Source organism: Haloglomus litoreum (assembly GCF_029338515.1).
GTDB lineage: Archaea > Halobacteriota > Halobacteria > Halobacteriales > Haloarculaceae > Haloglomus > Haloglomus litoreum.
This window is the reverse complement of sequence record NZ_CP119988.1, coordinates 2,735,099-2,759,540: the sequence shown is the minus strand read 5'-3', so window position 1 is coordinate 2,759,540 and position 24,442 is coordinate 2,735,099. Positions and strand designations below refer to the sequence as shown.

The window sequence follows — 24,442 nt, the reverse complement described above, 5'->3', positions numbered from 1 at the left end:
TGCCCGCTCGCCGTCGGCCGCTTCCCCGTCGTCCGGCTGGCCGTCGGCGCTCACGCCCAGACACCTCCGGGCCCCTCGGTGGCCTCGTCACGCGGTCCGTCATCGCATTCGCCGGCCGAGCAGTCGCCGTCGGCGTGCGCCCGGACCGTACCGGCGAACCGGTCCAGTGCCGTCCGGACCGGCCGTGCGGCCTCCCGACCGAACGCACAGAGGCTCGTCTCGCCCATGGCTCGGAGGAGTTCGCGCAGCCCGGCCTCGTCGTGGTCGCCGTCGTAGACCGCCCGAAGGCCCTCGTGTAGCTGTTTCGAGCCCTCGCGACACGGCACACAGCGCCCGCAGTTCGCCTCGCGCGCGAACGCCGCGCGGCGCCCGACCGCCGCGAGGGCGCACGCATCCGCGAACGACTCGACGGCACCCGCCGTCCCGCAGTCGGCCGCCAGGAGCGCCGGGGCGCCAGCGGGCACGTCGAGGTCGCGCCGCAGGCCGCCGAACCGCCCGCCGACGACGGCCCAGTCCGGTCGGAAGTCGCGGGAGTCCTCGCTGTCGGGCGCGCCCAGCGCGTCCAGCGCCCGCCCGACCGATGTGCCCGTCGGGAGTTCGACCGTCGCCGGGGGCGCGACGGCGTCACCGCCGGGGCCGCGCGGTGTGGCCGTCACGACCCGCGTCCCGGGGTCGCCCGCGTCGGTGTCGAAGGCGTCGGGCGCCCGGAGCAGAGCGACCAGTTGCGCCAGCGTCCGCGGCGTGTGGACCACCGTGGGCCGGCCGTACAGGCCCCACTCGGCCGGCCCCGGAGGGCGGCGACGGGCCTCGATGCGGTCCGACCCCTCCAGTGCCTCCAGCGCCATGGTCGGCTCGCCGGCCGTGAAGGTGTCCGGCCCGGTGACCACCTGCACGCTCACGTCCTCGGGCGCGAGCGCGTCGGCCGCCGCTGCGGTCCGCTCGGCCGCGTCGTCGTCGTGCTCGCCGACGTACACCACCACGTCCCGGGCGTCGACGACCCTGGCGGCCGCGAACGCGCCGGCGAGGACGTGTGCCGGCGCCGAGGCGAGGAGCAACTCGTCCCCGGCGACGGCCGCGTCGGCCTCGTTGCCGTTCACCACGACGACGGTATCGCCCTCGGTGTCGCGGGCGGTCCGCCAGTCCTCGGCGACGGGCCGGTCGCGCGCGGCGTCGCCACGCCCGCGGCCGAGCAGCCCCACGCGCTCGGCGTGGCCGAGAACCGCCCCGGGGTCCGCCGGCAGCGAGGGCTGGCGCTCGGGCCCGAAATCGTCGATCCGCGTCCAGCCACAGGGACCGAGGACGCGCCGCCGCCCGACGGAGAGGGGCCCCTCCTCGGGGGTCGGCAGCCGGTCCGTCCCGGGTTCGTGCTCGACGACGGCGTGCGCGTGGAGGTGCGGCCGACCGCCGTCGAACTCGGTCGCGATCTCCGCGCACCGCTCGGCGTCGGCGGTCGCGTGGATGGCCGTCTCGCCGTCGCGGGTCGCCAGCGCCAGCGGCTCCAGGGCCGGCACGCCCGTCGACCCGACGGGGACGACCACCACGCCCTCGGGGGCCGCCTCGCGTGCCGCGCGCAGTCGCCGTTCGCCGTCCCGGCCCGCGGTCACGGCGAGTCGTTCGGTGGCGTCGGTCATTCCGCAAGAGCACGTCCGTCACCGTGATAAGGGTTGGCACCCCGGCGCCCGCCTCGGGTTCCGTCCGTCCCACTGGGCGCTCCGGGCGGTCGCCGGAAGGGACACGGTTACGGGTACGGCTGTCCTCGCCCCGGGTATGTCAGAGAACCGCGTCGTGGAGGGTCGGATGGTGACGCCGGCGAAGCTCGCCGAACTCATCGAGGGGGAGTCGCCGATGGACACCGAGGCCATCGAGGACGCCGACCGGGAGTGTCCGGACTGCGGTGGGAACGTCATCAGCGTGGGGTACATGCCCAGCGTCACGGAGTTCGTGACGGGCTACAAGTGCCAGGACTGCGCGTGGAGCGAGACGGACCGGGACTGACGCGCCCCTCACTCCCCGTCGCGCTCGCCCGGCAGCAACTGGCCCCACATCACCTTCTCCGGGACCCGGACCGTCAGCGGCTCGTCGACAGGAATCCGACAGGAGAGCCGCGGGTAGCCGAAGCGCGCGGCGGCGCGGTCGTGCCAGTGTGTGGGTTCGGGTACGGCGTCCCCCTCGAAGCGGACGCCGCAGGTCCCACAGAGCCCGCGCCCGCCGCAGTTGGCGGCGCGTGAGACGCTCCCGTACACCTCGAAACCGGCCTCAAGCAGGGCATCTCGGAGGATGGTCCCGCGCTCGACGCGGAGCGTCGTCTCGTAGTCGCCCGTCCGGACGGTCACGGGGATTCGGTTCGGCCCGTCACTCGGATGGCTCACGATCGCACGTTGGCCCCCCGCGTGGAAAAATCGCTACCCCGCTCGCCCGCCCGGCGCGACCCTGGGGATGGGCGACCTCCGGGAGCCGACGGCGAACCGGGTCCCGGCGAGTTCGGCAGGTGCCCCGGTCCGGACGGCGGGTCGAACCGGCGGGCCACTCGCTCGCTGTCCGTCACGCCCGGTAGACGAAGACGAACCGCATATCGCGCTCGTGGTAGCCGTCGGTGTAGGTGTAGAAGTGGGCCCGCGCGGTCCCGACACCGGTGTAGACCCCGTTCTCCTCCGTGACCTCGAAGCTGCACAGCGCGTCGTCGAACGGCTTCAGGGTGTTGGGCGCGCCCCGCTGACTGAACCCGAAGACGTCGTACCCGCTGGTGCTCTCGTCCTCAACGCCATCGACACAGGCCCGGGGTCCCGTCGTGAAGGGGTCGTGGATGCCGAAGGTGTGCGGCGCCGTCACGTCGTTGTTGAAGACGAGCATCCCGTTCGCGTTGACCTCGGCCAGGGTCAGTTCCGTGTGGTTGTACGTCCCGTAGTAGGCCGTCCCGGCGCTGTTGACCACCTCGAGGTAGATCGCGCCGGTTCCCGGCTCTGCCGCGGCGCCGGCCAGTGCGGCATCGGCCGCCGAACGGAAGGCCGCGTCCTCAGCGTCGAGCAACGGGGCCGGCGCGGCCGTCGAGCCACCGTCCGCTGGCTCCCCGTCGGGCGCTCCGGGGTCCGATCCGGCTGGCGTCTCCGCCGCAGCGCCACCGTCGGCCGGCGCACCCCCCGTCGTACACCCCGCGAGGACCATCAGCAGGACCACTGTGAGCGTCAATAGCTGTCTCATATCGGATTTATTATGATTTGTGAGGAGATAACATTATCCGAAGCCGGGGTCGAACGGAGTCGAGACACCCGTCAGGGACACGGTCGGTGGGGACAGCGCTCCGGTCCACCGGTTCGGCACCGAACACCCACAGCGCCTGCAGTCGCCGGGCTGGAACGGCTCGACCACTCCCCCAGGCGGCGCACGCCACCCCGCTGCCGGCTCCCACGGAACCGAAATCCCTTTAGACGGAACCGGGGTACGTGATGGCGAGGGGCTGTGGCCAAGCCAGGCATGGCGACTGACTCCAGAGGCCACGCGCCCGGTGACGAGACTCCAGACTGATATACCGAGCGGCCGGCTGATCACCGCGTCGCTGTGACGACCCTCTGGAGAACCGAGGCGCAACCGGAGATATCAGTCGATCGGGGGTTCAAATCCCTCCGGCCCCACATCTCTACAAAAATTAAAATTGATTAGATACATCTAAGCTTCCCATATTGAAGTCTGATTTCTTATTCTATACCGGCTGCAAACAAATTGCATCTGAAAAAGGTGGCAGTTGTGATTCTTCATCGAGGTGCTGGAGCGAGCCGGTCGTTCCTCGTCCGGACTGACGACCGTCCCGAACTGACACTGGGAGCCACCGTTCCTTCCCGTCCGAACCCGACCGTTTAGACCCTGGGCGCTCAACTGACACTCGATAACCGTGTCCGACAGCGACCGAGAGTTCGACATCGTCGTGTGGGGAGCGACCGGCGTCGCGGGGCGCCTCCTCGCGGAGTACCTCGCCGGGCAGTATCCGCCCGAGGACCTCGACCTGGCGCTCGGGGGCCGGAACGAGGCGAAACTCGAGGGCATCGAGGCCGACATCCTCGCGGAGGCCGACGCGTGGGACGAGATTCCCATCGTGCTCGGCGATGCGACCGAGCCCGAGAGCCTCCGCGAAATGGCGGGCCGCACCCAGGTCGTCGCCACCACGGTCGGGCCGTACACGAAGTACGGGACGCCGCTGGTCGGGGCGTGTATCGAGGAGGGGACGGACTACTGCGACCTGACGGGCGAGGTGAACTGGATCCGGGAGGTTGTCGACGAGTACCACGACGACGCGGTCGCGGCCGAGACGCGCATCGTCAACAGTTGCGGGTTCGACTCCGTGCCCGCGGACATCGGGACCCTGATGGTCCAGACGTTCGCGCGCGAGGAGTTCGGCGCGCCGTGCGAGCGGGTGCGCATCCTCGTCGAGAGCGCGAGCGGCGGCGTGAGCGGCGGCACGCTCGCGAGTTTCACGGAACTGTTCGAGGCGGCCTCGTCGGACCCGGTCGCCCGGGAGACGCTCCGGAACCCGTACTCGCTGGCGCCGCCGGGCGAGCGCGACGGCCCCGACCGTGGCGAGCAGCGCCTCGCCCGGAAGGACGACCTGAGTTCGGAGTGGACCGCGCCCTCCCCGATGGCGGCCGTCAACGAGCGCGTGGTCCGGCGGAGCAACGCGCTGCTGGACTACCCGTACAGTCGCGAGTTCACCTGCAACGAGGTCATCCCCACCGGCCGGTCGCTGGTCGGGGCGGCCAGTTCGGGCGCCATCGCCGGCGGTATCGGGCTGTTCGGGGCCGCCATGTCCGTCGGGCCGCTCCGACGGGGGCTCAGCCGGTACGTGTTCCCCGACCCCGGCGAGGGTCCCTCGGAGCGACAGATGGAGAAGGGCCACTTCAGCATCCGCGTCATCGGGCGCGGGACGGGCGCGGACGGCGAGTTCACCGTCGAGGCCGAGTTCGGCGTCGACCTGGACCCGGGCTACGGCGGGACCGCGCGGATGCTCGGGGAGTCGGCGATGTGTCTCCTGCACGACGAGGTCGACTCGCCGCTCGAGGGTGGCGTCCTCACGCCGGCGTCGGGCATCGGGATGCCGCTGGTCGACCGGCTCCGCGACGTGGGGTTCACGGCGACGGTGGCCGAGGCGGACGACTGACCGGCGTCGAACCGGGGGGTGATACCGCCGCCGGTCGCGTCCCCATCCCGGGCGATGACCCGTTCCCGGACCCCATCTTGAATACCTAGTCAACCGACATCCTGCACATGCCCGACGAGCCACACCCGCAGGCGAAGGCACTCCTCGAACAGCTCGACGCACAGAACGCGCCGCCGACGTACGGCGTCACGCCTGATGTGGCGCGCGAGCAGTTCCGGCGGCTGACGGCAGAGATGGCGCCGACCGAGGTCGGTGACATCGCGGACTTCGCCATCGAGGGCCCCGAGGGCCCCATCCCCATCCGGGCGTACGTACCCGAGGGCGAGGGGCCGTTCCCCGTCCTCGTCTACTACCACGGTGGCGGCTGGGTGATCGGCGGCCTCGACGAGTACGAGAACGTCACGTCGGCGCTGTGTGCCCGCGCGGAGGCCGTCGTCCTCTCGGTGGACTACCGGCTCGCGCCCGAACACCCGTTCCCGGCGCAACTCGAGGACGCCTACGCGGCGCTGGAGTGGGCCAGCGAGTTCGCCGCCGACGTCTCCGGCGACCCCGAGCGCGTGGCCGTCGGCGGCGACAGCGCCGGCGGGAACCTCGCGGCCGCCGTGTCGCTCCTGTCGCGGGACCGCGGCGGGCCCGACATCGCCCACCAGTCGCTCATCTACCCGGCCGTGGCCTCGCCGGTCATCCACGACTTCGACTCCTACGAGGAGAACGCCGAGGGCTACTTCCTCGAGCGCCGGAGCATCGAGTGGTTCTACGAGAAGTGGCTGCCGAGCGAGCTCCACGCGCGCAACGAGTACGCGGCGCCCCTGCTCGCGCGCGACCTCGCCGGGCTCCCGTCGGCGACGGTCGTGACGGCGGGCTTCGACCCGCTGCGCGACGAGGGGGTCGCGTACGCCGACCGGCTCGCCGAGGCCGGCGTCGATGTCGAGCACCAGCACTACGACGACATGATCCACGGGTTCGCCAGCATGACGGAGCTGCTGGACACTGCCCGGGCGGCCGTCGACGTGGTGGCCGACGAGGTCGCCGACGCGCTACGCGGGGACGCGTAGGGCGCGCCATCGAGTGGTGCGGCTGTCGGTGACTGAGCGCGGCGCAAGAAATCAGCTGGTCGTCGGGGGCGTTACGTCGTCAGGCGGCGGCCGAGTCGAGCGGCCCCCTCGCGCAGGCGTCGGGCCTCGTTGCCCAGCCGGTCCGCGAGCGTCCGGAGGTCGTGGCGGGGTCGTGCCCGGCCGAGGAGCCGCTGGAGCCAGTCCTCGTGCCTGACGGGCGACTGCTGCTCCGCCGCCGCGCGCTCGGACACCTTCGGCGGCAGGTCTCGGTGCGTGACCGCGTTCTCGTTTGATCGCATCGTGTGACACCACCTCCCCCTACCGGGTTGACGAGTACGGACCTGACGCCCGGATTACTGGGGAGACTTATGACCGATTCCGGAGATACATGAACGACCCGTCATTCGCCGTATCGTCGGGGGACGGCCTTTCTACGGCCGGGTCCGTCAGTCCTCGCGGTCGGCCTCCAGCCACGCCTCCATGTGGGGGTAGTCGTGGTGGACCCGCGTCTCGATGTCGCCGTGGCCGAGGCCCTCCCGGGCGGCGTCGATGGCCTCGCGGTTGGCGCGGACGCCGGCGGCGATACCGGGGAGCGTGCCGCCGCTGTGGCCGTAGATGCCCGAGCCGATCATGAACACGAGCTGCTCCTGGTGGTCGCGCTCGCCGACCGCCTCCATGTTCTCCTTGATGTTCGTCGGGTCGACGCCGCCCGAGACCACCGGGAGGCAGGGTTCGAGACCGTCCCAGGGCGGCGTGGTGGTGTCGAGGACGCGCCGGTTCGTCACCACCTCGGCGCGGTCGCGGCGGTGGTTGCCGGCGATGGCGCCGCAGTGGGCGAAGTCGGCGCCAGCGAGCCGCGAGAGCTGCTCGAGGACGCGCATCTCGATGCCGTGGGCCGTCCGGGTGAGCGCCGCGTGCCCCGCGCGGTGGGCGTACGTCGGGAGGCCGAGGGTGTCGTCCTCGGCGAGGGTCTGCATCCGGCCGAACCCGTGGGAGATGACCGTCACCAGCAGGACGAAGCGGTCAAGCACGTCCTCGAGGTCGTGGCCCGCGACGTACTCGCGGAAGGCGTCCTCGCGGGCGGTGACGTTGAGCACGTACAGCGGCGGCTCCGGGACGTCGCGCAGGGCCGCGACCACCTCGTCCAGCCGGTCCTCGAACGCGCAGTAGTCGGGGTCCGTCAGCTTCTCGTCCTCCTTCACGATGTCGACGCCGCCGAGGTCGTCCGGTTCGTCGTCGAGGTGGGCGCCCGGTTGCGCCGCCGCCCGCACGAGGTCCCCGATGCGTTCGGGCGTGAGCCCCAGCGACGGCTTCAGGATCATCCCCAGCAGCGGCCCCTCCCGGTCGACCCGCTCACGGATGCCGGCCTGCCCGAACCGCGGACCGGGGAACCGGTCGACGAACGGCTTCGGGAAGCTGATGTCCGTGACGCGGATGTGCTCGACGTACTTCGAGCCGAACACGTCGCCGGCGACGTAGTTCAGCAGGTGCGCCGGCTCCGGGGCGATGTTGTCGGTGGGGAACCGGACCGTGACCGACCCGGTCGAGGGGTTCGGTGTGGCTCGCGCCCGGTAGGGCTCGACGTCGAAGTCCCGATGGAAGGGCTTGTCGTAGCCGCCGACGGACTGCTCCTGGGCGATGATCTCACCCATCTCCAGCAGGTCGTCGGGCATGCTGTCCTGCGCGCGGATGTCGGGGTCCGCCGTGAGTTCGACGCTGTAGGTCACGTCGATGTAGTCGGTCATCCGACCACCCCCGTCGGCTCGGCGGTGCCGTCGGCCGCGGTCTCGGCCGTCTCGAGCTCCTCGACGAACCCGTCGAGGTGCTCGACGAGCGAGCGCTTGTGGTCCCCGTAGCGCCGTCGGAGGAACTCGTCGGCGTTGCCCTCCGCCCGCGCCCGGACGAGGCTGTCCTCGGCCTCGCGGACCCGCTCGACGAGACCGTACGCCGTCGAGATCTCCCGGCGTGTCCCGCCGTCCAGCAGCGCGAAGTCGCCGCTCGCGACGCTGCTGTCGAACGCCGCCGTCGGGTAGGTCGGGTGGTCGTCCGGGTCGTCGTAGTCGGCGTCCCGCAGGTACTCGCGGACGGACGCCAGTTCCGCCGCGATGGCGGTCCGGGCGTCCTGGCGGCGGCGCTCCCGCGCCTGTGCCTGCCTTCGTCGCTCCCGGCTGGCCGTCAGCAGTTGCCCGACCACCACCCCGCCGAGCGTCCCGATGAGCGCCGGCAGGGACGCCGTCAGTATGTCCGAACCCAGCATACAGCGTGGCTGTGCGCCCGGCGGCTAAAACCCTCAGGACCCGGCAGCGGCCGACCACCCCGGGGTCCGGCGGTCGTCCGGGACGCCGCCACCGTCCCGGCGAGGCGAAACGCCGAGGTGGCTGGCGCCCGCCCGGGTCCGCATGACCTCGCTACACGACACGTCCGGGGATCCGCCCGACGGTCCCACGGACGACCCGGTGCTCGTCGGCATCGACCTCGGCAGCTCCGGCGCCCGCGTCGCTGCCTACGACCGCGCGGGCGACCTCGTCGCCTCGGGCGAGGCGCCGCTGGAAGGGGAGACGACCACCGACTGGGAGCACGCCCTCGCGGCTGCGGCCCCCGACATCCCCGACGGGGACCACGTCGTCGCCGTCACCTCCACCTCGGGGACCGTGGTCGCGACCGACGACGCCGGGGAGCCGGTGGCGCCGCCACTCCGGTACGACGAGCGTGCCGACCCCGACACGGCGGCGGCGTTCGCCGCGGCCGACGCCGCCGACCGGGCGAGCGACCTCGGCGTGCCCGTCGGTGCGACGGCCCCGCTCCCGACACTGGCGAGCGCCCGCGAGGACCGGCCGGCGTACGGCGAGGCGCGGTGGTACCTCCCGGCGGCGACGTGGCTCACCTGGCGGCTGCTCGCCCCCGCGGGCGAGGCGTGGGCCCCGACGACCGACTGGACGAACGCGCTGAAGTTCGGTGCCGACGTGGCCGGGGCGCCCTCGTGGCTCGACGACCTGTTCGCCGCGGCCGACGTGTCGACCGACCGTCTCCCTGATATCGCGGCTCCGGGCGACCACGTCGGCACCGCGGCCGGACCCTTGGCCAGCCGGATGGGTCTCGAGGGGGCGAGCCTCCACCTCGGCGTGACGGACGGCAACGCCGCCGCGCTCGGGATGGGCTGTCTGGAACCCGGGGACTGGGGTGTCACCTGTGGCTCGACGAGCGTCGTCAAGGGCGTCACCGAGACCCGCGCGGGCGACGGCCCGTTCTACTACCACCGACACCCGCTGGACGGCTGGCTCGCCGGGGCCGCTTTCGACTCGGGCGCGACGTTCCGGTGGCTGGCGCGCCTGTTCGACCGCTCCCCGGCGGCCGCGCTCGACGCCGCGGCCGCCGCCGACCCCGGCACGGAGTACGGCTTCCTCCCGCAGGGGGACCGCTCCCCGTTCGACGACGGGCGGATGGCGAACACGCTGGCGGGGCTCTGGACGGATGCCGACCCGGGGGTTGCGCGCGGCCGCCTGTTCCGCGGTGTCGCGCTCGGCGTCGCGCTCGCGGAGGGCTGGTTCCTCGACGCGGGCGGTGCCGGTGCCGTCCGGCTGCTCGGGGGCGGCGCGCCCGACGGTGTGGAGCCGGACCACTCCGGGACCGACGACCCTGGAGTGGGGGACTACGACTGGTGGAACGGCCTCCGGGCCGCCGCGTGGGACCGCCCGGTCACGCGCATGGCGCCCCGGACCACCGCCGGGGCCGTCCTCCCGGCCGCGCTGGACGCGGGCGTCTACGGGACCGTCGACGACGCACGCGACGCACTCTGCCGGGTCGTCGGGACGGTCGAGCCCTCGTGCGACCCCGAGACGTACGCGGCGGCGCGCCAGCGGTTCGGGGAACGATGGCGGGCGGCCCGGGGCCTCTACAGGGGGTGAGCCGCCCCCGGTTCCACTCGGGCGCCTCGGGCCACACTCACGCCCCGACCGCTTCCCGCGACGGCAGGAAGGCGTACAGCACCGCCGCGGCGGCCGTCACGGCGGCCAGCAGGAGGAACGCCTCGTCGAACAGCCCCCGGTCGGCCATCGCGCCGACCACCGTCGAGCCGGTCGCGCCCAGCAGGAAGAACGCCGTCCGGAGCGTCCCCCAGGCGGTTCCCGTGACGGCGTCCGGGAGGACGGCGATGACGTAGGCGTTCGAGACGGGGGCGATGGCCAGCCGCGTCCCGAGGGCGATCGAGAGCGCCGCGAGCGGCCACACCCCGTCGACGAACGGGACCGCCCCGACCGAGACGGCGCCGACGGCGGCCGTGACGGTCAGGACGACGCGCTCGCCGTAGCGGTCCGCCGCGGCACCCCCTGCGAGCTGTGCGACCGCTCCCCCGAGGAACAGGAGCGCGAACAGGCCCGCCGCCGTCCGCTGGGGCATCGACCGTGCCAGGTAGGTGACGTAGAACGCAGAGAGGCCCTGGAAGGCGAACAGCATCAGCGTGACCGCGGCGACGGCGACGGCGACCCCCCGGCGCCGGACGGCCCGGAGGACGTCGCCGACCAGCTCGTCGGCCGGCGGCGGGCTGCTCGTGTGCTGCCGGTCGTGTTCCGGGACGGTCCGCCAGGCGAAGGCGGCCGCCACGAGCAGCGGTGGCGCGAGCCCCGCGACGACGTAGCGCCAGCTCACGCTCCCGACGAGCGCGCCCGCCAGGAACGGCAGGACGGCCGACCCGACGGAGCCGGCCGCGAGCGTGACGCCGATGGCCGTGCCGTCGTCGTCGGGGAAGGTCCGCGCGAGCGCGGTGCCGCGCCCGGGGCCGTACAGGCCCGTCGCGAACCCGAACGCCGCACACCCACCGAGGAACGCGAGGTACGCGGGCGCCACGCCCAGGACGACGACGCTCCCCGCCGACAGCAGGAGGCTCCCCGTCAGGAGCCGGCGCTCGCCCAGGCGGTCGACCAGGATACCCGCCGGTGACTGCATCAGGGCGTACGTCCCCCAGATGACCGTGACGGCGATGCCGCCGCCCGTGTTCCCGACCGCGAAGGTGCCCGTCACCTGGGGGAGGACCGCGGGGACCAGGAAGCGCCCGCCGAGGACGAACACCCACCCGACAGCGATGGTGAGGAGCACCCACCCCCGGCCGCCGCCGCGCAGCCGGGCCGTCGCTGTCCCGATTCCCATCTACCCCGGACGAGGCCCCCGCGCCATTACCCGGTTACGGTTCCCTGTGAGCGCCTCGCACCGCGACCACCGACGGCGTCGGCTTCGGCCGGCGGAGCTATCCCCGGCGACGGCCTGGGTCGGGTATGGCCCCCAACATCGTCCTCCGGGCGGCGTGGTTCCTGCTCGTGGGCTGGTGGCTCACGCCCGTCGTCCTGTTCATCGCGTGGCTGCTGCACGTCCCCATCGTGACCATCCCGCTGGGTATCAAGCTCGTCAACCAGACCCCGCGCGTGCTGACGCTCAAACCGCCCAGCGAGGTGAGCGGGCTGCGGGACCCGGACGCTGCGGACCCGTCCAGTCAGTACCCGCTGCTGGTGCGGGCGGTGTGGTTCGTCTTCGTCGGGTCGTGGCTCTCGCTGACATGGGTCGGCGTCGCCGCGCTGTTCGCCGTCACCATCGTCGGCCTGCCGGTCGCCATCTGGCTGCTGAACCGGCTGCCGTTCGTGCTGTCGCTGTACCGGTACTGAGCGGCGAGACAGCGACCTCTCACTCGAACTCTGGGTCGCGGTCCTCGAGGAACGCCTCCATCCCCTCCTGCTGGTCGTGCGTGCCGAAGAGACCGCTCCAGACGCGCTTCTCGTACTCCAGCCCGGCGGACTGCGGGCTCTCGTGGACCTGGTTGAGCGCCTCCTTCGCGCCCTGCAGCGCGAACCGCGGTTTCGCGGCGATGCGCCCGGCCAGCCCCTGCGCGTGCTCGACGCACTCCTCGTGCGGGACCACCTCGCCCACGAGCCCCGCGTCGAGGCAGGCCTCGGCGTCGAGTCGCTCGCCGAGGAACACCATCCGGCGGGCCGTCTCGTCGGGGACGAGGCGCGCGAGGCGCTGGGTCCCGCCCCAGCCGGGGACGATGCCGAGGTCGATCTCCGTCTGGCCGACGAGCGCGTTCTCGCTCGCGACACGGATGTCCGCGGCGAGCGCCAGTTCGCAGCCGCCGCCGAACGCGTACCCGTTCACGGCCGCCACCACCGGGACGGGGAACGCCTCGACGGCGTCCATCACGGCGTGCCCGAGCTGGCAGTAGTCGTACGCCTCGGCCACGCCGAGCTGGGACATGTGGGCGATGTCGGCGCCCGCGACGAACGCCTTCTCGCCGGCACCGGTCACCACCAGCGCTCGGGCGTCGTCGCGTGCGGCGTCGAGCGCGTCGGGGATGGCCCGGAGCGTCGTCTCGTCGAGCGCGTTCAGCTTGTCCGGCCGGTCCACCGTCAGCGTCGCGACGGTGCCGGCGTCGTTCCAGTCAAGGGAGACGGTCTCCGCATCGAAGTCGGGAGCGGTCATGCGGCGAGGGTCGTTCGGCGAGAGCATAAGTGTCCGCGCCGGACGGGTCGGGTGGGACCAGTATCCTCCTGTCGGCAACACCGGTACGGTACACGCCTGTCGGATACTCTCCGTTCAGTTCTATTATCTCTCTGCTTTGCGGATTAAATCTAAATTTCCCGACTAATTTCGATAATATACGAGTTATCTGCCCACCCCGAGGGCTATGTCCCATCCCCTGCACCGACCGTCATGGACGCCGACGACGCGTGGGTTCCCTACTACGACCTGCTCGGGATCGACATCACTGCGATCGAGGATGGCTACGCCGCCGCGCGGATGGAACTGACCGACGAGCACAGCGCCGCCCCCGGAACGCGGGTCGCGCACGGCGGCGCGGTCGCGTCGCTTGCGGACTCGGTCGGCTACTGGGCCGTCAGCAGCGCGAACGATATGGCGCTCACGCCGACCGTCGACCTCAGGCTGGACTACCTCGCGCCGGGCACCGACGACCTCCGGGCGGAGGCCGAGGTGGTCCGGAACGGGGACAGCGTCGGCTCCGTGGACGTACTGGTCGAGCGAGAAGGTGACGACGAGACGGTCGCGCTCGGTCGAGGGACGTTCAAGACCGGTGGCAGCGATACCAGAGGGGCGTGGGGCGGGGAGTGAGGTGACGCCGTCGCCGCGGTCACCGGGTGGAGCGCCGGCGATGCTGCTGCGGCGAGGTCCCGCCGAGGATGGCGGACCGGACGGTCAGCCCGAACAGCACGACGGCGGCGAGCGTGCTGGCGGCGGCGATGGTCGAGAGGGTCGAACCGGTGCTGGGGGTGTAGGTCGCGAAGCCGGCGGCGGCGAACCAGAAGCCGACCGCGGTCAGCAGCAGGATGAAGGTTCCGGCGGCACCGTACAGGCCCGAGGGGCGGGTGGGATTCATCGACTGGGACGAGGGCCCGGATAGTTGTAAGGAGAACCTCCACTATGCTAGACCGATTCCGCCGTGGCGACGTAGACCGGTGTCTCGGCCCGTCAGCGCTCGCCTCGGGCCCAGGGGTACTGGGACCGCGGCCGACGACACGCTGCCGGGGGCCGGGGTCGCCCTGCCGTTTATCCGTGCGGCCCCTCCGTGCACGGCCGAAGCCGCGGTAGAACGAACGTTCAGCGGTGGAGGCGTCCGATTCCGGGGGCCGTCTCAACCCTCAATATCTCCGACGGCATAGGGGCGTCATGAGAGATCGTTCCGAGGGTCGCGTCGTCGTCGTCACGGGTGCCAACGAGGGCATCGGCTACCACCTGGCGGCCACGCTGCTCGACGACGGCTTCCGCGTCGCCGCGTTCGACGTCGCAGGCGACCGCATCGAGGCGCTCGGTGGGGCCTTCGGCGACCGGTTCCGCTACGTCGAGTGTGACGTGACCTCCGACGACGCCGTCGAGAGGGCCGTCGAGGCCGTCGTGGGGGGGGTGGGGTCGCATCGACCGCCTCGTCAACAACGCCGGCGTGTTCCACCTCGCGCGTATCGAGGACCGGACCCTCGCCGACACCCGCCGGGAGTTCGAGGTCAACTACTTCGGCTACCTCCGGCTCATCCAGGCCGTCCTGCCGCACATGCGCGAGCAGGGCCAGGGCATCATCCACAACGTGAGTTCCGGGGCCGGTATCACCGGGACGCCGGCACTGTCGGGGTACGCCTCGACGAAGGGCGCCATCGAGGCGCTGGTTCGCTCGCTCCGCTTCGAGTTGCACGACGAGGGGGTCCACGTCACGCTGATGCACCCGCCGCTGACGAACACGCGGGCGGGCGCCGCACTCGGGTATCCCGGGTCGGTGATGCAGGACCCGGCGGACGTGGGGCGCAAGCTCGCGCGGCGTATCGACTCGACGGACGCCGTCATCTACGCGGACCTGGGGACCCGCATCGGGCTGTTCCTCGCCCACCGGCTCCCCTCGCTCGTCCGTCGGGGCTCGAAGCGGTTCGCCGACGCGCCCACGACCAGAGAGCAGTCGCCGGGAGCGGCCGCCGGCGCGGACCCGGAGGCCCGTGCCCGCTAGCGGTCCGGAGTGAGAAGGGCTAAGCGACCGCCGTGTCAGCAGGCCTCCAATGGCGCGCGTCCCCTACCTCGACGGTGACGATATCCCCGACGAGTACGGCGCGGTGTTCGAGCGGAGTCGCAGTGGCGCCACCCACCTGTTCGGCGCGCTGGCGAACAACCCGCCGGTGCTGGACGGGTTCGTGACGTTCGCGCACACGCTCTGGGACGAGTGCGGCCTCGACGAGGCCGAGCGCGAACTCGTGGTGCTGACCGTGGCCCGGCAGACCCACGCCGACTACGAGTGGCACCAGCACGTCCCCCTCGCGCTGGATGCGGGCCTCTCTGAGGCCGAGGTGCGCGCGGTCCGCCGGGGACAGTACGCCGAACTGAGCGACCGGCGGGAGGCGCTGGCGAGCTACGCCGCCGCCGTCGCCACCGCCAGCGTCGACGACGCCCTCCACCGGGCGCTGGCCGAGCGCGTGGACGACCGCACGCTCGTCGGCGCGACGATGCTCGCCGGCGTCTACACGGGCCTCGCGCGGTTCCTCGATGCGCTCGCGGTCGGGCCCGAGGGGTCGTTCGTCGGGTGGGGACTGGACCGGCTGGAGAAGTGACGCCGCGGACCGTGGTCAGTCGTCGTCGCTGGCTCCCTGTTCGTGGGCGTGGAGCGCGGCCATCCGGGCCTTGAGGTCGATCCCCTTCCGGTCGTACGCCCGGACGCGGTACCAGTAGAGCAACGCCGAGAGCACGATCCACACGAGGACGACCCCGAACGCCGAGGGCGCGGTTCCGACGACGAGGACCGTGAACGCGGCCGAGACGACGACGTTGCCGACGGCCACGACCTTCAGGACGGGCATCGGGAGCTTGTAGATGGAGTGCTCGTAGCGCTGCGGGAAGGTCTTCGGGAGGTTCCACAGCGCGACGCCGCCGATGAGGAAGGCGATGAAGATGCCCGTCACGACGACGGTGACGAGCCAGTCCAGCACCGCCGGGGCCGTGATGGCGTCGAGCTGCCCCACGAACGGGGCGGCGAGCATCGGCGGGATGCCGAACAGGAGGATGGCGCGGTGGGGGGTCCGGTAGTCCTCGTGGACCGCGGCGAACACCTCCGGGAGGACATCGTCCCGGGCCGCGCGCATCACCGTCCGCGAGTACGAGGTGTAGAGCGTGTTGACGGTGGTCGCGGCCGCCACGAGCGCGGCGACGCCGATGACCAGCAATAGCGCTGGCGGGAGGACGCCGTCGGCGACCGCGGCCAGCCCGCCGTCGACGGGCTCGCCGCCGAGCTGGCCCGAGACGGTCATGTTCTCCATCGGGACGGCGCCGACCAGGACGAAGACGATGGCGAGCGAGAGGAGCGTGACGATGGCCATCCCGATGGCGAGCACCTTCGGGATGTTCTCGACGGGGTTCTCCAGCTCCTCCCCGATCTCGATGATCATCCCGAACCCCTGGAACGGGATGTACAGCGTGACGACCGCGAGCAGGAAGGGACCGAAGCCGTCGGCGAACGGCTCCCCCTCCCCGGCCGGGAAGACCGGCGTGTAGTTCGCCACCTCGACGTGCGGGAGCCCGCCGAGGACGAACGCGAGCATCCCGACGACGAGCGCGCCGACGAACGCCAGCTGGACCTTCGTCACCACCTGGACCCCGGCGTAGTTCAGGACCAGGAACGACCCCAGGAGCACCCAGACCGCGGCGACGGTCGGCACGGAGGTCCCGGCGATGGTGCCCAGCAACCCGTTGAGGTAGTCGGCGAAGCCGACCGCCGCGAACAGGAGATACGACCACACCGCGAGCACCGGGACCGTCACCCCGATGACCCCCCAGAACGGCCCCACGAGGCGGGAGCCATAGACGTAGATGCCGCCCGCGACCGGGATGGCGCCACCGAGTTGCAGCAGCAACAGGACGCCGAGTACCATCGGCACGATGGAGACGAGGATCGCGAGGGTGATGCTCGGGCCGGCGGCGGCGGCCATCTGTGTCGGGACGATGAAGATGCTCATCCCGAGCGCGGTGCCGACCAGCAGCGCGACGGCCCCCCACAGGCCGACGCGCTGGTCGATGAGCTTGTAGTTCTCGGCGGACATGGGTGTGTGCGGCACGGTAGCATGGGACTTTGATAAGTGTACCTCCGTCCCAGGACGCCCTCGTTTACTGCAACCGTCGGCGCGGGTGTCGTCATCGCCGACGCCGCGCCCCTTCGCCGCGATGCTCGCCGGGGCGGGCCGGCCGCCCGCGACTATTTTGTCCCCCGTTGCGATGGGGTCGTATGAGCACGGACGCGTCAGGCACGGGCGGGGACCGGCGGGAGTCGTTCTGGGCGTGGGGCTGGGAGGACCGTCTCCCGACCGACGAGGAGCGCCGGGAGCTCAAGAACCGCATCGAGGGGATGCTCGGCTTCCCCGAGCGCCCGCTGCTGGACCTGCCGACGCTCGAGGAGGTGACGCTCGCGCCGCCGCGTGTCGAGCCGCCGGACGAGTGCCCCTGTGAGACCACGAGCGAGAAGCGCGACCGGGTCACGCACACGTATGGCAGCGCGTACCGAGACCTCGTCCGTGGCTTCCACGGCCGGTTCGACGATGCGCCCGACGTGGTCGCGTACCCGGAGCGCGAATCCGACGTGGCGGCCGTCCTCGAGTGGGCCGCGCGCGAGCAGGTCGCCGTCGTGCCGTACGGCGGCGGCACCAGCGTCGTCGGCGGCGTCGAGTGCGGCGGCGCGGGCTACAGCGGCGTCTGCTCGCTCGACATGGGCCGGATGGATGCCGTTCCGGAGGTGGACGAGCACTCCCGCGCCGCGCGCATCGAGGCCGGCGCGACGGGCCCCGAGATACAGGCACAGCTCGCCGACTACGGCCTCCAGTTGCGGCACTACCCCCAGAGCTACGAGTTCTCCACGTTCGGCGGCTGGGTCGCGACCCGGGCGGGCGGCCACTTCGCGACGCGCTACACCCACATCGACGACTTCATCGAATCCGTGCGCGCGGTGACGCCCGCCGGGACGCTGGAGACGCGCCGCCTGCCCGCCTCGGGCGCCGGCCCGGACCCGAACCGCTTCCTGCTGGGCAGCGAGGGTGCGTTCGGCGTCGTCACGGAGGGCTGGGCCCGCGTCCAGCCGCGGCCGCCGTACCGCGCGAAGGCCACCGTGCGCTTCGACGACTACTGGGACGCCGTCGCGGCCTGCCGCGAGGTCGTGCAGGCCCGCCTCACGCCGGCGAACTGCCGACTGCTCGATTCGAACGAGGCGATGCTGAACGAGGTGGCGTTCGACGGCTCCTCGGTCCTGCTGCTCGGCTTCGAGTCGACCGACAGCCTCCCGCCCATCGAGGCCGACCTCGACCGCGCGGTCGAGATCGCCGAGGACCACGGCGGTCGTGTCTCCGAGGGACCGACGACCGAGGACCGGACGGCCGACGGCAGCACGGGTGAGAGCGCGGCCGACGGCGACGACCAGGAGGGCGACTCGGGGGAGTGGCGCGACGCCTTCGTCGAGGCCCCGTACATGTTCAATTCGCTGGTGAGCATGGGCGTCCTCGTGGACACGTTCGAGACGGCGGTGACGTGGGACCAGTTCCCCGCGCTCCACGAGGCGATCCGGGACAACGTGACCGACGCGATGGAGGGGGCCTGCGGCCAGGGCTTCCTCTCCTGTCGGTTCACGCACGCCTACGAGGACGGCCCGGCGCCGTACTACACGCTGCTGGCGCCCGCCGATGTGGGGCGGGAACTGGAGCAGTGGCGCCAGATCAAGGCGGCCGCCTCGGACACGCTGATGGAGTACGGCGCGACCATCACCCACCACCACGCCGTCGGGCGGGTCCACCGCGACCACTACCACGAGGAGGCGCCCGACGCCTACCTCGACGCCCTCCGGTCGATGAAGCGGACGCTGGACCCCGAGGGCATCATGAACCCCGGGGCGTTGCTCTGACAGAGGCGACCCTCCCGGGCGAACGTTGAGGGACGCGGCCCGCGTAGACCGACCATGGCCCTGACGGCGGTCCTCCACCTCGGCGCCCGCCCGCCGCTCGGTGGCGGCCTCGACACCTCCCACGTCGTCCACTGCCACGAGGACGGCGTGCCGCGGTTCCTGGCCTACGAGCTGGAGGCGAACGGCGACCTCTCCCGCGTCCCCGGTGCGTACGCGCCCGACCTCGATGCCGACCCCTCCTACCCGGTGACGGACCTGCTGCTGGCGCTCCGGCGCGACGGGTCCGCGGCCGCCCAGCGCCTCGACGTGCTCGATACGAAGGCCCGCGCCAACTACGGGGCCGGCTTCCGCCGGAAGGTGTTCGACAGCGACGTGGAGTGGGGCTCGGACGGGTACGGCCGCCACTTCGAGGCCCGCTCGCAGCTGGAATCGCATCCGTACGACGGTGCGGTCGTCGTCGGGTTCCACGTCGGCGCGAGCGAGGCGGCACGACTCGCCATCGCGGACAACCTGTCACGACTGGATGCCGAGACGGGGACGTTCCGCGCAGCCCCTCCCGACGAGACCGCGTAGCGGTGATCCATCCACGGTTCCCTCTCGTCGGGAGATCCCGTGTTTCGAACCGGAACTGTGTCCCATGCGGTGAACGCGCGACATATTCTGAATAATTGGCGCAGACGGATGCACCGACATCCGTGTCCCCCCCCGACATCCACGCCCGCGAACGGTTAACATCGGGCCGCGAGAAGCCCGGCCATGACCTGCCCACACCTGGAGTACCGCGCGGCGGAGTTCGCCGACACCGACCGGGCCTACTGCACCGTCGTCGACGAGTTCGTCGAGCCGATGCGCGCGGACATCTGCAACGACCGGTTCGACCTCTCGCACGCCGAGCACTGCGAGTTCTACCGGGAGGCCGAGGGGCTCGACGCCGGGGCCGACGACGAGCCGGAGGCGGAGCCGTGACGGGCTACGACGACTACCTCGCGGGCGAACCCGTCATCATCACCGTCGCGCTGACGGGCGGCGTCCACGGGAAGGAGGCGACCCCGAACCTGCCGGAGACGCCCGCCGAGGTCGCCGCCGCGGCGGCCGACGCCGAGGCTGCGGGCGCGAGCATCGCCCACCTCCACGCCCGGAAGCCGAACGGTGAGCGCTCGTTCGCGACCGAGCGGTTCCAGGAACTCACCGACGCCGTCCGCGAGACGACGGACCTCGTGGTCCAGCACTCGACGGGCGGGACGGGCGCGCCCCTGGAGGCCCGGCGACAGCCGCTCCGAACGGACCCGGCGCCGGAGATGGCGAGCCTCGACATGGGGCCGCTGAACCGGTACCGACACCTCACCAGCGAGAACCCGCGCGCCATGGTGGATACCCTGTACGACGAGATGGCAGACCGGGGGATCAAGCCCGAACTCGAGGCGTTCAACGACGGTCACGTCAACGAGGTCCACGGGCTGCTCGACCGTCGGGACCTCGCCGAGCCGTACCACACGACGCTCATCTTCGGCGGCGGGACCCTCACCCCCGCGCGGCCGCGGAACCTGCTGAACGCCGTCCGGAACCTGCCCACGGGCGCGACGTTCAACACGCTCGGGTTCGGCCAGCATCAGCTCCCGTTCGCGACGCTCGGGACGATACTGGGCGGCCACGTCCGGGTCGGCCTGGAGGACAACGTCTACTTCGAGCGCGGGGAGCGCGCCGCGAGCAACGCACAACTGGTCGGGCGGGTGGCCGACATGGCGCGGACGCTCGGGCGCGAACCTGCGACCCCCGACGAGGCGCGGGAGCTGCTCGGGCTCTGAAGCGGTCGATAGGAGTCGGCGACTACCACCACCCGGCGTTCGTCAGTCGACGTCGGCGACGTGGGCCCGATCGTCCTGGTCGATGAACACCAGGCCCTCGTACTCGAGCTGCTTGACGGCTTCCCGGAGCTTCTCGGCCTCGACGGGATCGATGGTCGCGGGCGAGTCCTGGATGTGGGTGCTCACCTGCATGACCGTCGCCGGCCCGGTCTGCGAGACCGCGTGCAGGGCCCACAGGAGGTAGCCCTCGCGCTCCGCTCGCGACTCGAAGGGGTCGTCCATACGGTCGCCCTCCGTTGGGTCGCACAATAGCCTTTCCCCGACCCGGGCCACGGGGAGCGTCGCGACACTCGCCGGGCCCGCGCTACGTGTCCTCCGGGCCGACCTTCGGTTCCGAGGGTGGCTCGTACGCCGCGAAGGCGTCCAGCAGCGCGCCGGGGTGGGTCTCGACGCGTGCCAGGTCCCGGTGTGTGGGCGAGACGAAGCCCGCCTCGGTGGCGCCGTCGAGATGCGAGACGAGTCCGTCGTAGAACCCGGCGACGTTGAGCACGCCACAGGGTTTCTCGTGGATGCCGAGCTGGGCCCACGTCAGCACCTCGAAGATCTCCTCGAGCGTCCCCAGACCGCCGGGGAGCGCGACGAACCCGTCCGAGAGCTCGACCATCCGCTGTTTGCGCTCGTGCATCGACTCGACGACCTCGAGGTCGGTGAGGCCGCCGTGGGCGACCTCCTTCGACTCCAGCGACTCGGGGATGACGCCGATGGCCTCCCCGCCGCCGTCCATCACGGCGTCCGCGACGGTCCCCATCAGCCCGACGCTGCCGCCACCGAAGACCAGGCCGAGGTCGCGTGCCAGGAGTTCCTCGCCCATCTCGCGTGCGGCTCGCCGGTAGGCCGGGTCGTGGCCGGGGCTGGAGCCGCAGTAGACACAGATGCGCTCCACGGGTCAGTCGGCCGACTCCGCCGGGAGCTCCTCGGCGTCGCCCGATGGCGCGTGGAGCCACTCGTCGGCCCAGCGCTCGATCTCGTCGAACACCGGGCAGAGCGAGGTCCCCTTCGCCGTCAGCGAGTAGTAGGTCGCGACGGGGGCGTCCTCCTCCATCCGACGGTCGACGAAGCCCATCTCCTGCAGATCGTCGAGCACCCGCGAGAGCGTCCGCGAGGAGGCGTCGGTCGACCGCTTCAGCTCGTTGAACCGCTTCTCGCCGTCCTGCAGGTCGTGGAGGACGATGAGGCGCCACTGCGAGCCGATCTGTTCCAGCGAGTCGACGACGGCGCAGGGGCCGTCCTCGCCCACGTCGGTCTCCGAACCCGGAGTGTCTGCACCAGAGGACATGGATGTCACCTACCGAAACGGTTGTCAGGGAACGTATAAGTAAGTTCGGGACTGAACTCAGGTGACGGAATGATACTACTGTACGAGCCACCCGCGGAGGGCGGTCGATGAGCGAGGAGTCGGGCGACAGGCTGACCGGCGAGGGTGTCATCGGTCCGCACCAGGGCCAGGGGACCCTGACCGCGGGTGCCGACCTCGAGGGGGCCGAAGCTGCCGTCGTGCTCGCGCACGGTCGCGGGGCCTCCGCGCGGGGCATCCTCGGCCTCGCCGGCGAGATCGGCGTCGAGGGCGTCGCGTACATCGCACCCCAGGCCGCACGCAACGAGTGGTACCCCAACTCGTTCCTCGCCCCGGTCGAGTCGAACGAACCCGGGCGCTCGTCCGGCCTCCGGGCGATGGGCGACGCCGTCGAGCGGGCCGTCGACGCGGGCATTCCCCACGAGCGCGTCGTCATCGGTGGCTTCTCGCAGGGCGGCTGTCTCGCCACCGAGTACGCCGCCCGCAACCCGCGCCGGTACGGCGGGGTCATCGCGTTCAGCGGGGGCCTTATCGGCGAGGAACTGGACGCGGAGTACCCGGGCGACCTCGAGGGAACGCCCGTCTTCCTCGGCTGCTCGGACGTCGACCCCCACATCCCCGCGGAGCGCGTCGAGGCGACGCGCGATGCCTTCCGGTCGATGGGCGCGGACGTGGAGATGCGCCTCTACCAGGGGATGGGCCACACGGTCAACGGGGACGAGCTCGAGGCCGCACGCGACATCATCGCGCCGCTGGCCGAGTAGCTCCCCGAACGGCCGGATGTCGACTGGTGGCTGCCCGGGCGCCTCGTCACGGGCCCCGGAGCCCCCGCCACGTGACCGGCGGAATCCCGGGGGTACGGCCGCGCGCAAAGGGAACTTTGATACGCGACCGGTTCGCACGCTGTGCCGTAATGAGTCAATCGTACGACCGGGGCCTCGTGGAGGACTTCGGGCGCTGGCGGGAGTTCTCCGCCGGCATGTGGGCCTGGATCTTCCACAAGTTCACCGGGTGGGTGCTCATCGGCTACCTGTTCACGCACATCGCCGTGCTGAGCACCGCCACGGTGGGCACGACGGCCTACACGAACACCATCTCGGGGCTGGAGAGCCTGCTGGTGGTCCGGTTCCTCGAGGTCGGCCTGCTGGCGGTCGCCGTCTTCCACATCCTCAACGGGCTGCGGCTGCTGTTCGTCGACCTCGGCGTCGGACTGGAGGCACAGGACAAGAGCTTCTACGCGTCGCTCGTCCTCACGGGGGCCATCGTGGTGGCGAGCGTCCCGACCTTCCTCGCGGGGGCGATATAACATGGCAGACTACTACTCCTCGTTCGACCCGAAGGGGTCGCGCTGGCTGCTCCAGCGCCTCACGGCGGCGTTCCTCGTCGTCGTGCTGGCGTTCCACTTCATGCTGCTGCACTTCGTCAACCACGCCGCCGACGTCACCTTCATGCAGACCCACCTCCGGATGCAGCAGCCGGGGTACTTCCTCACGATGGTCGCGTTCCTCGTGACCGCCACCTTCCACGGCGTCAACGGCGTCTACAACGCACTCGTCAACCAGGGGCTCGACGGCACCCCGAAGACCGTCGTCAAGTACGGCCTCGTCCTCGCGAGCGTGCTCCTCATCGCACAGGGCATCCGCGTCGCGATGGCGATGGCCGGCTTCATCATCGGACCCGCAGCATAATGAGCACGCAAGTCACCGAACAGGAGCAGGCCGAGGCCGAAGAGGAGTCCACCCACCAGCGCCGCCGCCTGGCGGAGAAGGCCGAGCGCCAGGAGGTCCGCGACCGGATGCGCGAGCGCGCCGAGACGGACCTCGAGCGGGCCGACACGGTGTTCGACCTGAAGGTCTTCCGCTACGACCCGGACATCCCGGAGAAGGAGGACCCCCGATTCGACACCTTCCCCGTCCCCTTCACGAAGGGGATGACCGTCCTCGACGCGCTGATGTACGCCCGGGACCACTACGACTCCTCGCTCACCTTCCGGCACTCCTGCCGGCAGGCCGTCTGCGGGAGCGACGCCCTGTTCGTCAACGGGACCCAGCACCTGGGCTGCAAGACGCAGGTCGTCGACCTCGGTGACTCCGAGGGCGTTCCCGGCCAGATCCGCGTCGAGCCGCTCCCCCACCAGGAGGTCGTCAAGGACCTCGTCGTGGACATGGAGCACTTCTACGACCAGATGGACGCGGTCGAACCGTACTTCGACGCCGACGAACTGCCCTCGGGCGAGCTGGAGGAGCAGCGTCAGACCCGCGAGAACCGGGAGAAGATCAAGATGTCGGCGCGCTGCATCTGGTGTGGCGCCTGCATGTCCTCGTGCAACATCGCCGCCGGGGACAACGAGTACCTCGGCCCCGCGGCCATCAACAAGGCCTACAAGTTCGCGATGGACGACCGCGAGGGCGAGAACCGCAAGCAGGAGCGGCTGGAGATCATCGAGCAGGAGCACGGCGTCTGGCGGTGCCAGACCCAGTTCTCCTGCACGGAGGTCTGCCCGAAGGACATCCCGCTCACCGAGCACATCCAGGAACTCAAGCGCGAGGCCGTCAAGAACAACCTCAAGTTCTGGTGAGCGCGCCGCCCGGGTCGGGAATCCCCCGCCCGCGTGCGGTCGCGCACAACAGCCTCAAGTTACCCACAGCCTAACACGAACACACGACCGCGACCGAG

Annotated in this window: 29 protein-coding genes, 1 tRNA gene and 1 pseudogene; 18 read left to right on the top strand and 13 right to left on the bottom strand. The window is 71.4% G+C overall.

What is annotated here, in order from left to right; genetic code table 11:
• Window positions 1-50: 50 nt before the first annotated feature.
• Window positions 51-1,631: an NADH-ubiquinone oxidoreductase-F iron-sulfur binding region domain-containing protein gene (locus P2T62_RS13655; protein ID WP_276257631.1), complete on the bottom strand. Its 1,581-nt coding sequence runs from the start codon at window positions 1,629-1,631 to the stop codon at window positions 51-53.
• 136 nt (window positions 1,632-1,767) lie between these two features.
• Here P2T62_RS13655 and P2T62_RS13650 point away from each other — a divergent pair, with 136 nt between their 5' ends.
• Window positions 1,768-1,995, top strand: a complete 228-nt coding sequence (locus tag P2T62_RS13650) for a DUF5795 family protein (protein ID WP_276257630.1) — start codon at window positions 1,768-1,770, stop codon at window positions 1,993-1,995.
• An 8-nt stretch (window positions 1,996-2,003) separates the two neighbouring features.
• On the opposite strand, the gene P2T62_RS13645 is transcribed toward P2T62_RS13650, so the two are convergent.
• Window positions 2,004-2,369 (bottom strand): 2Fe-2S iron-sulfur cluster-binding protein, encoded by a 366-nt coding sequence (locus P2T62_RS13645; RefSeq protein WP_420028374.1) that lies wholly within the window; start codon window positions 2,367-2,369, stop codon window positions 2,004-2,006.
• A gap of 172 nt (window positions 2,370-2,541) precedes the next feature.
• Window positions 2,542-3,198, bottom strand: coding sequence for a hypothetical protein (locus tag P2T62_RS13640; RefSeq protein ID WP_276257629.1), 657 nt, complete (start codon window positions 3,196-3,198; stop codon window positions 2,542-2,544).
• Window positions 3,199-3,450: 252 nt separating this feature from the next.
• On the opposite strand from P2T62_RS13640, the gene P2T62_RS13635 reads away from it, so the two are divergent.
• The 3 genes from P2T62_RS13635 to P2T62_RS13625 all read left to right on the top strand — a co-directional run bounded on the left by P2T62_RS13635 (window position 3,451) and on the right by P2T62_RS13625 (window position 6,201).
• A tRNA-Trp gene (locus P2T62_RS13635) sits at window positions 3,451-3,629 on the top strand.
• Window positions 3,630-3,886: 257 nt separating this feature from the next.
• Window positions 3,887-5,146, top strand: a complete 1,260-nt coding sequence (locus P2T62_RS13630) for a saccharopine dehydrogenase family protein (RefSeq protein WP_276257628.1) — start codon at window positions 3,887-3,889, stop codon at window positions 5,144-5,146.
• Window positions 5,147-5,253: 107 nt separating this feature from the next.
• Window positions 5,254-6,201 carry an alpha/beta hydrolase gene (locus P2T62_RS13625; protein ID WP_276257627.1) on the top strand — a complete coding sequence of 316 codons (948 nt, stop codon included), beginning with the start codon at window positions 5,254-5,256 and terminating at the stop codon, window positions 6,199-6,201.
• Between the two features lie 71 nt (window positions 6,202-6,272).
• On the opposite strand, the gene P2T62_RS13620 is transcribed toward P2T62_RS13625, so the two are convergent.
• The 3 genes from P2T62_RS13620 to P2T62_RS13610 form a co-directional block, all read right to left on the bottom strand.
• Window positions 6,273-6,500, bottom strand: a complete 228-nt coding sequence (locus tag P2T62_RS13620; RefSeq protein ID WP_276257626.1) for a hypothetical protein — start codon at window positions 6,498-6,500, stop codon at window positions 6,273-6,275.
• A 147-nt stretch (window positions 6,501-6,647) separates the two neighbouring features.
• Window positions 6,648-7,946 (bottom strand): RuBisCO large subunit C-terminal-like domain-containing protein, encoded by a 1,299-nt coding sequence (locus P2T62_RS13615; RefSeq protein ID WP_276257625.1) that lies wholly within the window; start codon window positions 7,944-7,946, stop codon window positions 6,648-6,650.
• Window positions 7,943-8,458: a hypothetical protein gene (locus P2T62_RS13610; RefSeq protein WP_276257624.1), complete on the bottom strand. Its 516-nt coding sequence runs from the start codon at window positions 8,456-8,458 to the stop codon at window positions 7,943-7,945. Before P2T62_RS13610 ends, P2T62_RS13615 begins: the two co-directional genes overlap by 4 nt.
• Window positions 8,459-8,600: 142 nt before the next feature.
• Here P2T62_RS13610 and P2T62_RS13605 point away from each other — a divergent pair, with 142 nt between their 5' ends.
• The gene (locus tag P2T62_RS13605; RefSeq protein WP_276257623.1) at window positions 8,601-10,106 is read left to right on the top strand and encodes a hypothetical protein; all 1,506 of its coding nucleotides are present in this window, start codon (window positions 8,601-8,603) and stop codon (window positions 10,104-10,106) included.
• Between the two features lie 37 nt (window positions 10,107-10,143).
• On the opposite strand, the gene P2T62_RS13600 is transcribed toward P2T62_RS13605, so the two are convergent.
• A complete protein-coding gene (locus P2T62_RS13600) occupies window positions 10,144-11,343 on the bottom strand; it encodes an MFS transporter (protein WP_276257622.1) in 1,200 nt (399 codons plus the stop codon).
• Between the two features lie 125 nt (window positions 11,344-11,468).
• Here P2T62_RS13600 and P2T62_RS13595 point away from each other — a divergent pair, with 125 nt between their 5' ends.
• Complete coding sequence (locus tag P2T62_RS13595) at window positions 11,469-11,852, top strand: YccF domain-containing protein (protein WP_276257621.1); 384 nt, start codon at window positions 11,469-11,471, stop codon at window positions 11,850-11,852.
• Window positions 11,853-11,871: 19 nt separating this feature from the next.
• Here P2T62_RS13595 and P2T62_RS13590 read toward each other — a convergent pair whose 3' ends face one another.
• Complete coding sequence (locus P2T62_RS13590) at window positions 11,872-12,663, bottom strand: enoyl-CoA hydratase/isomerase family protein (protein ID WP_276257620.1); 792 nt, start codon at window positions 12,661-12,663, stop codon at window positions 11,872-11,874.
• A gap of 231 nt (window positions 12,664-12,894) precedes the next feature.
• Between P2T62_RS13590 and P2T62_RS13585 the strand changes: the two genes are divergently transcribed.
• Window positions 12,895-13,311: a PaaI family thioesterase gene (locus P2T62_RS13585; RefSeq protein WP_276257619.1), complete on the top strand. Its 417-nt coding sequence runs from the start codon at window positions 12,895-12,897 to the stop codon at window positions 13,309-13,311.
• Between the two features lie 19 nt (window positions 13,312-13,330).
• Here the strand turns inward: P2T62_RS13585 and P2T62_RS13580 are convergent, their stop codons facing one another.
• The gene (locus P2T62_RS13580) at window positions 13,331-13,576 is read right to left on the bottom strand and encodes a hypothetical protein (protein ID WP_276257618.1); all 246 of its coding nucleotides are present in this window, start codon (window positions 13,574-13,576) and stop codon (window positions 13,331-13,333) included.
• 290 nt (window positions 13,577-13,866) lie between these two features.
• Here P2T62_RS13580 and P2T62_RS23440 point away from each other — a divergent pair.
• The 3 genes and pseudogenes from P2T62_RS23440 to P2T62_RS13565 all read left to right on the top strand — a co-directional run.
• Window positions 13,867-14,046 (top strand): annotated as a pseudogene (locus P2T62_RS23440) (SDR family NAD(P)-dependent oxidoreductase); the annotation flags it as partial.
• Window positions 14,047-14,137: 91 nt separating this feature from the next.
• Window positions 14,138-14,689 carry an SDR family NAD(P)-dependent oxidoreductase gene (locus P2T62_RS13570; protein ID WP_276257616.1) on the top strand — a complete coding sequence of 184 codons (552 nt, stop codon included), beginning with the start codon at window positions 14,138-14,140 and terminating at the stop codon, window positions 14,687-14,689.
• A 49-nt stretch (window positions 14,690-14,738) separates the two neighbouring features.
• Window positions 14,739-15,284, top strand: coding sequence for a carboxymuconolactone decarboxylase family protein (locus P2T62_RS13565; RefSeq protein ID WP_276257615.1), 546 nt, complete (start codon window positions 14,739-14,741; stop codon window positions 15,282-15,284).
• A gap of 15 nt (window positions 15,285-15,299) precedes the next feature.
• On the opposite strand, the gene P2T62_RS13560 is transcribed toward P2T62_RS13565, so the two are convergent.
• On the bottom strand, window positions 15,300-16,766 hold the full coding sequence (locus P2T62_RS13560) for an APC family permease (RefSeq protein ID WP_276257614.1): 1,467 nt from the start codon (window positions 16,764-16,766) through the stop codon (window positions 15,300-15,302).
• Between the two features lie 182 nt (window positions 16,767-16,948).
• Between P2T62_RS13560 and P2T62_RS13555 the strand changes: the two genes are divergently transcribed.
• The 4 genes from P2T62_RS13555 (at window position 16,949) to P2T62_RS13540 (ending at window position 20,412) form a co-directional block, all read left to right on the top strand.
• A complete protein-coding gene (locus P2T62_RS13555) occupies window positions 16,949-18,607 on the top strand; it encodes an FAD-binding oxidoreductase (protein WP_276257613.1) in 1,659 nt (552 codons plus the stop codon).
• 54 nt (window positions 18,608-18,661) lie between these two features.
• Complete coding sequence (locus P2T62_RS13550; RefSeq protein WP_276257612.1) at window positions 18,662-19,180, top strand: hypothetical protein; 519 nt, start codon at window positions 18,662-18,664, stop codon at window positions 19,178-19,180.
• A gap of 183 nt (window positions 19,181-19,363) precedes the next feature.
• Window positions 19,364-19,573 (top strand): hypothetical protein, encoded by a 210-nt coding sequence (locus P2T62_RS13545; protein WP_276257611.1) that lies wholly within the window; start codon window positions 19,364-19,366, stop codon window positions 19,571-19,573.
• Window positions 19,570-20,412, top strand: coding sequence for a beta-keto acid cleavage family enzyme (locus P2T62_RS13540; RefSeq protein WP_276257610.1), 843 nt, complete (start codon window positions 19,570-19,572; stop codon window positions 20,410-20,412). Before P2T62_RS13545 ends, P2T62_RS13540 begins: the two co-directional genes overlap by 4 nt.
• 42 nt (window positions 20,413-20,454) lie before the next feature.
• Here the strand turns inward: P2T62_RS13540 and P2T62_RS13535 are convergent, their stop codons facing one another.
• The 3 genes from P2T62_RS13535 to P2T62_RS13525 all read right to left on the bottom strand — a co-directional run bounded on the left by P2T62_RS13535 (window position 20,455) and on the right by P2T62_RS13525 (window position 21,748).
• On the bottom strand, window positions 20,455-20,694 hold the full coding sequence (locus P2T62_RS13535; protein WP_276257609.1) for a hypothetical protein: 240 nt from the start codon (window positions 20,692-20,694) through the stop codon (window positions 20,455-20,457).
• A gap of 82 nt (window positions 20,695-20,776) precedes the next feature.
• Window positions 20,777-21,355 (bottom strand): LOG family protein, encoded by a 579-nt coding sequence (locus P2T62_RS13530; RefSeq protein ID WP_276257608.1) that lies wholly within the window; start codon window positions 21,353-21,355, stop codon window positions 20,777-20,779.
• A gap of 3 nt (window positions 21,356-21,358) precedes the next feature.
• On the bottom strand, window positions 21,359-21,748 hold the full coding sequence (locus tag P2T62_RS13525; protein ID WP_276257607.1) for a winged helix-turn-helix transcriptional regulator: 390 nt from the start codon (window positions 21,746-21,748) through the stop codon (window positions 21,359-21,361).
• 107 nt (window positions 21,749-21,855) lie between these two features.
• Between P2T62_RS13525 and P2T62_RS13520 the strand changes: the two genes are divergently transcribed.
• The 4 genes from P2T62_RS13520 to P2T62_RS13505 all read left to right on the top strand — a co-directional run bounded on the left by P2T62_RS13520 (window position 21,856) and on the right by P2T62_RS13505 (window position 24,344).
• Window positions 21,856-22,530, top strand: coding sequence for an alpha/beta hydrolase (locus P2T62_RS13520; protein ID WP_276257606.1), 675 nt, complete (start codon window positions 21,856-21,858; stop codon window positions 22,528-22,530).
• A 149-nt stretch (window positions 22,531-22,679) separates the two neighbouring features.
• On the top strand, window positions 22,680-23,072 hold the full coding sequence (gene sdhC / locus P2T62_RS13515) for a succinate dehydrogenase, cytochrome b556 subunit (RefSeq protein ID WP_254821765.1): 393 nt from the start codon (window positions 22,680-22,682) through the stop codon (window positions 23,070-23,072).
• A 1-nt stretch (window position 23,073) separates the two neighbouring features.
• Window positions 23,074-23,454, top strand: coding sequence for a succinate dehydrogenase hydrophobic membrane anchor subunit (locus tag P2T62_RS13510; RefSeq protein ID WP_276257605.1), 381 nt, complete (start codon window positions 23,074-23,076; stop codon window positions 23,452-23,454).
• Window positions 23,454-24,344 carry a succinate dehydrogenase/fumarate reductase iron-sulfur subunit gene (locus P2T62_RS13505; protein ID WP_276257604.1) on the top strand — a complete coding sequence of 297 codons (891 nt, stop codon included), beginning with the start codon at window positions 23,454-23,456 and terminating at the stop codon, window positions 24,342-24,344. Before P2T62_RS13510 ends, P2T62_RS13505 begins: the two co-directional genes overlap by 1 nt.
• Window positions 24,345-24,442 lie beyond the last annotated feature (98 nt).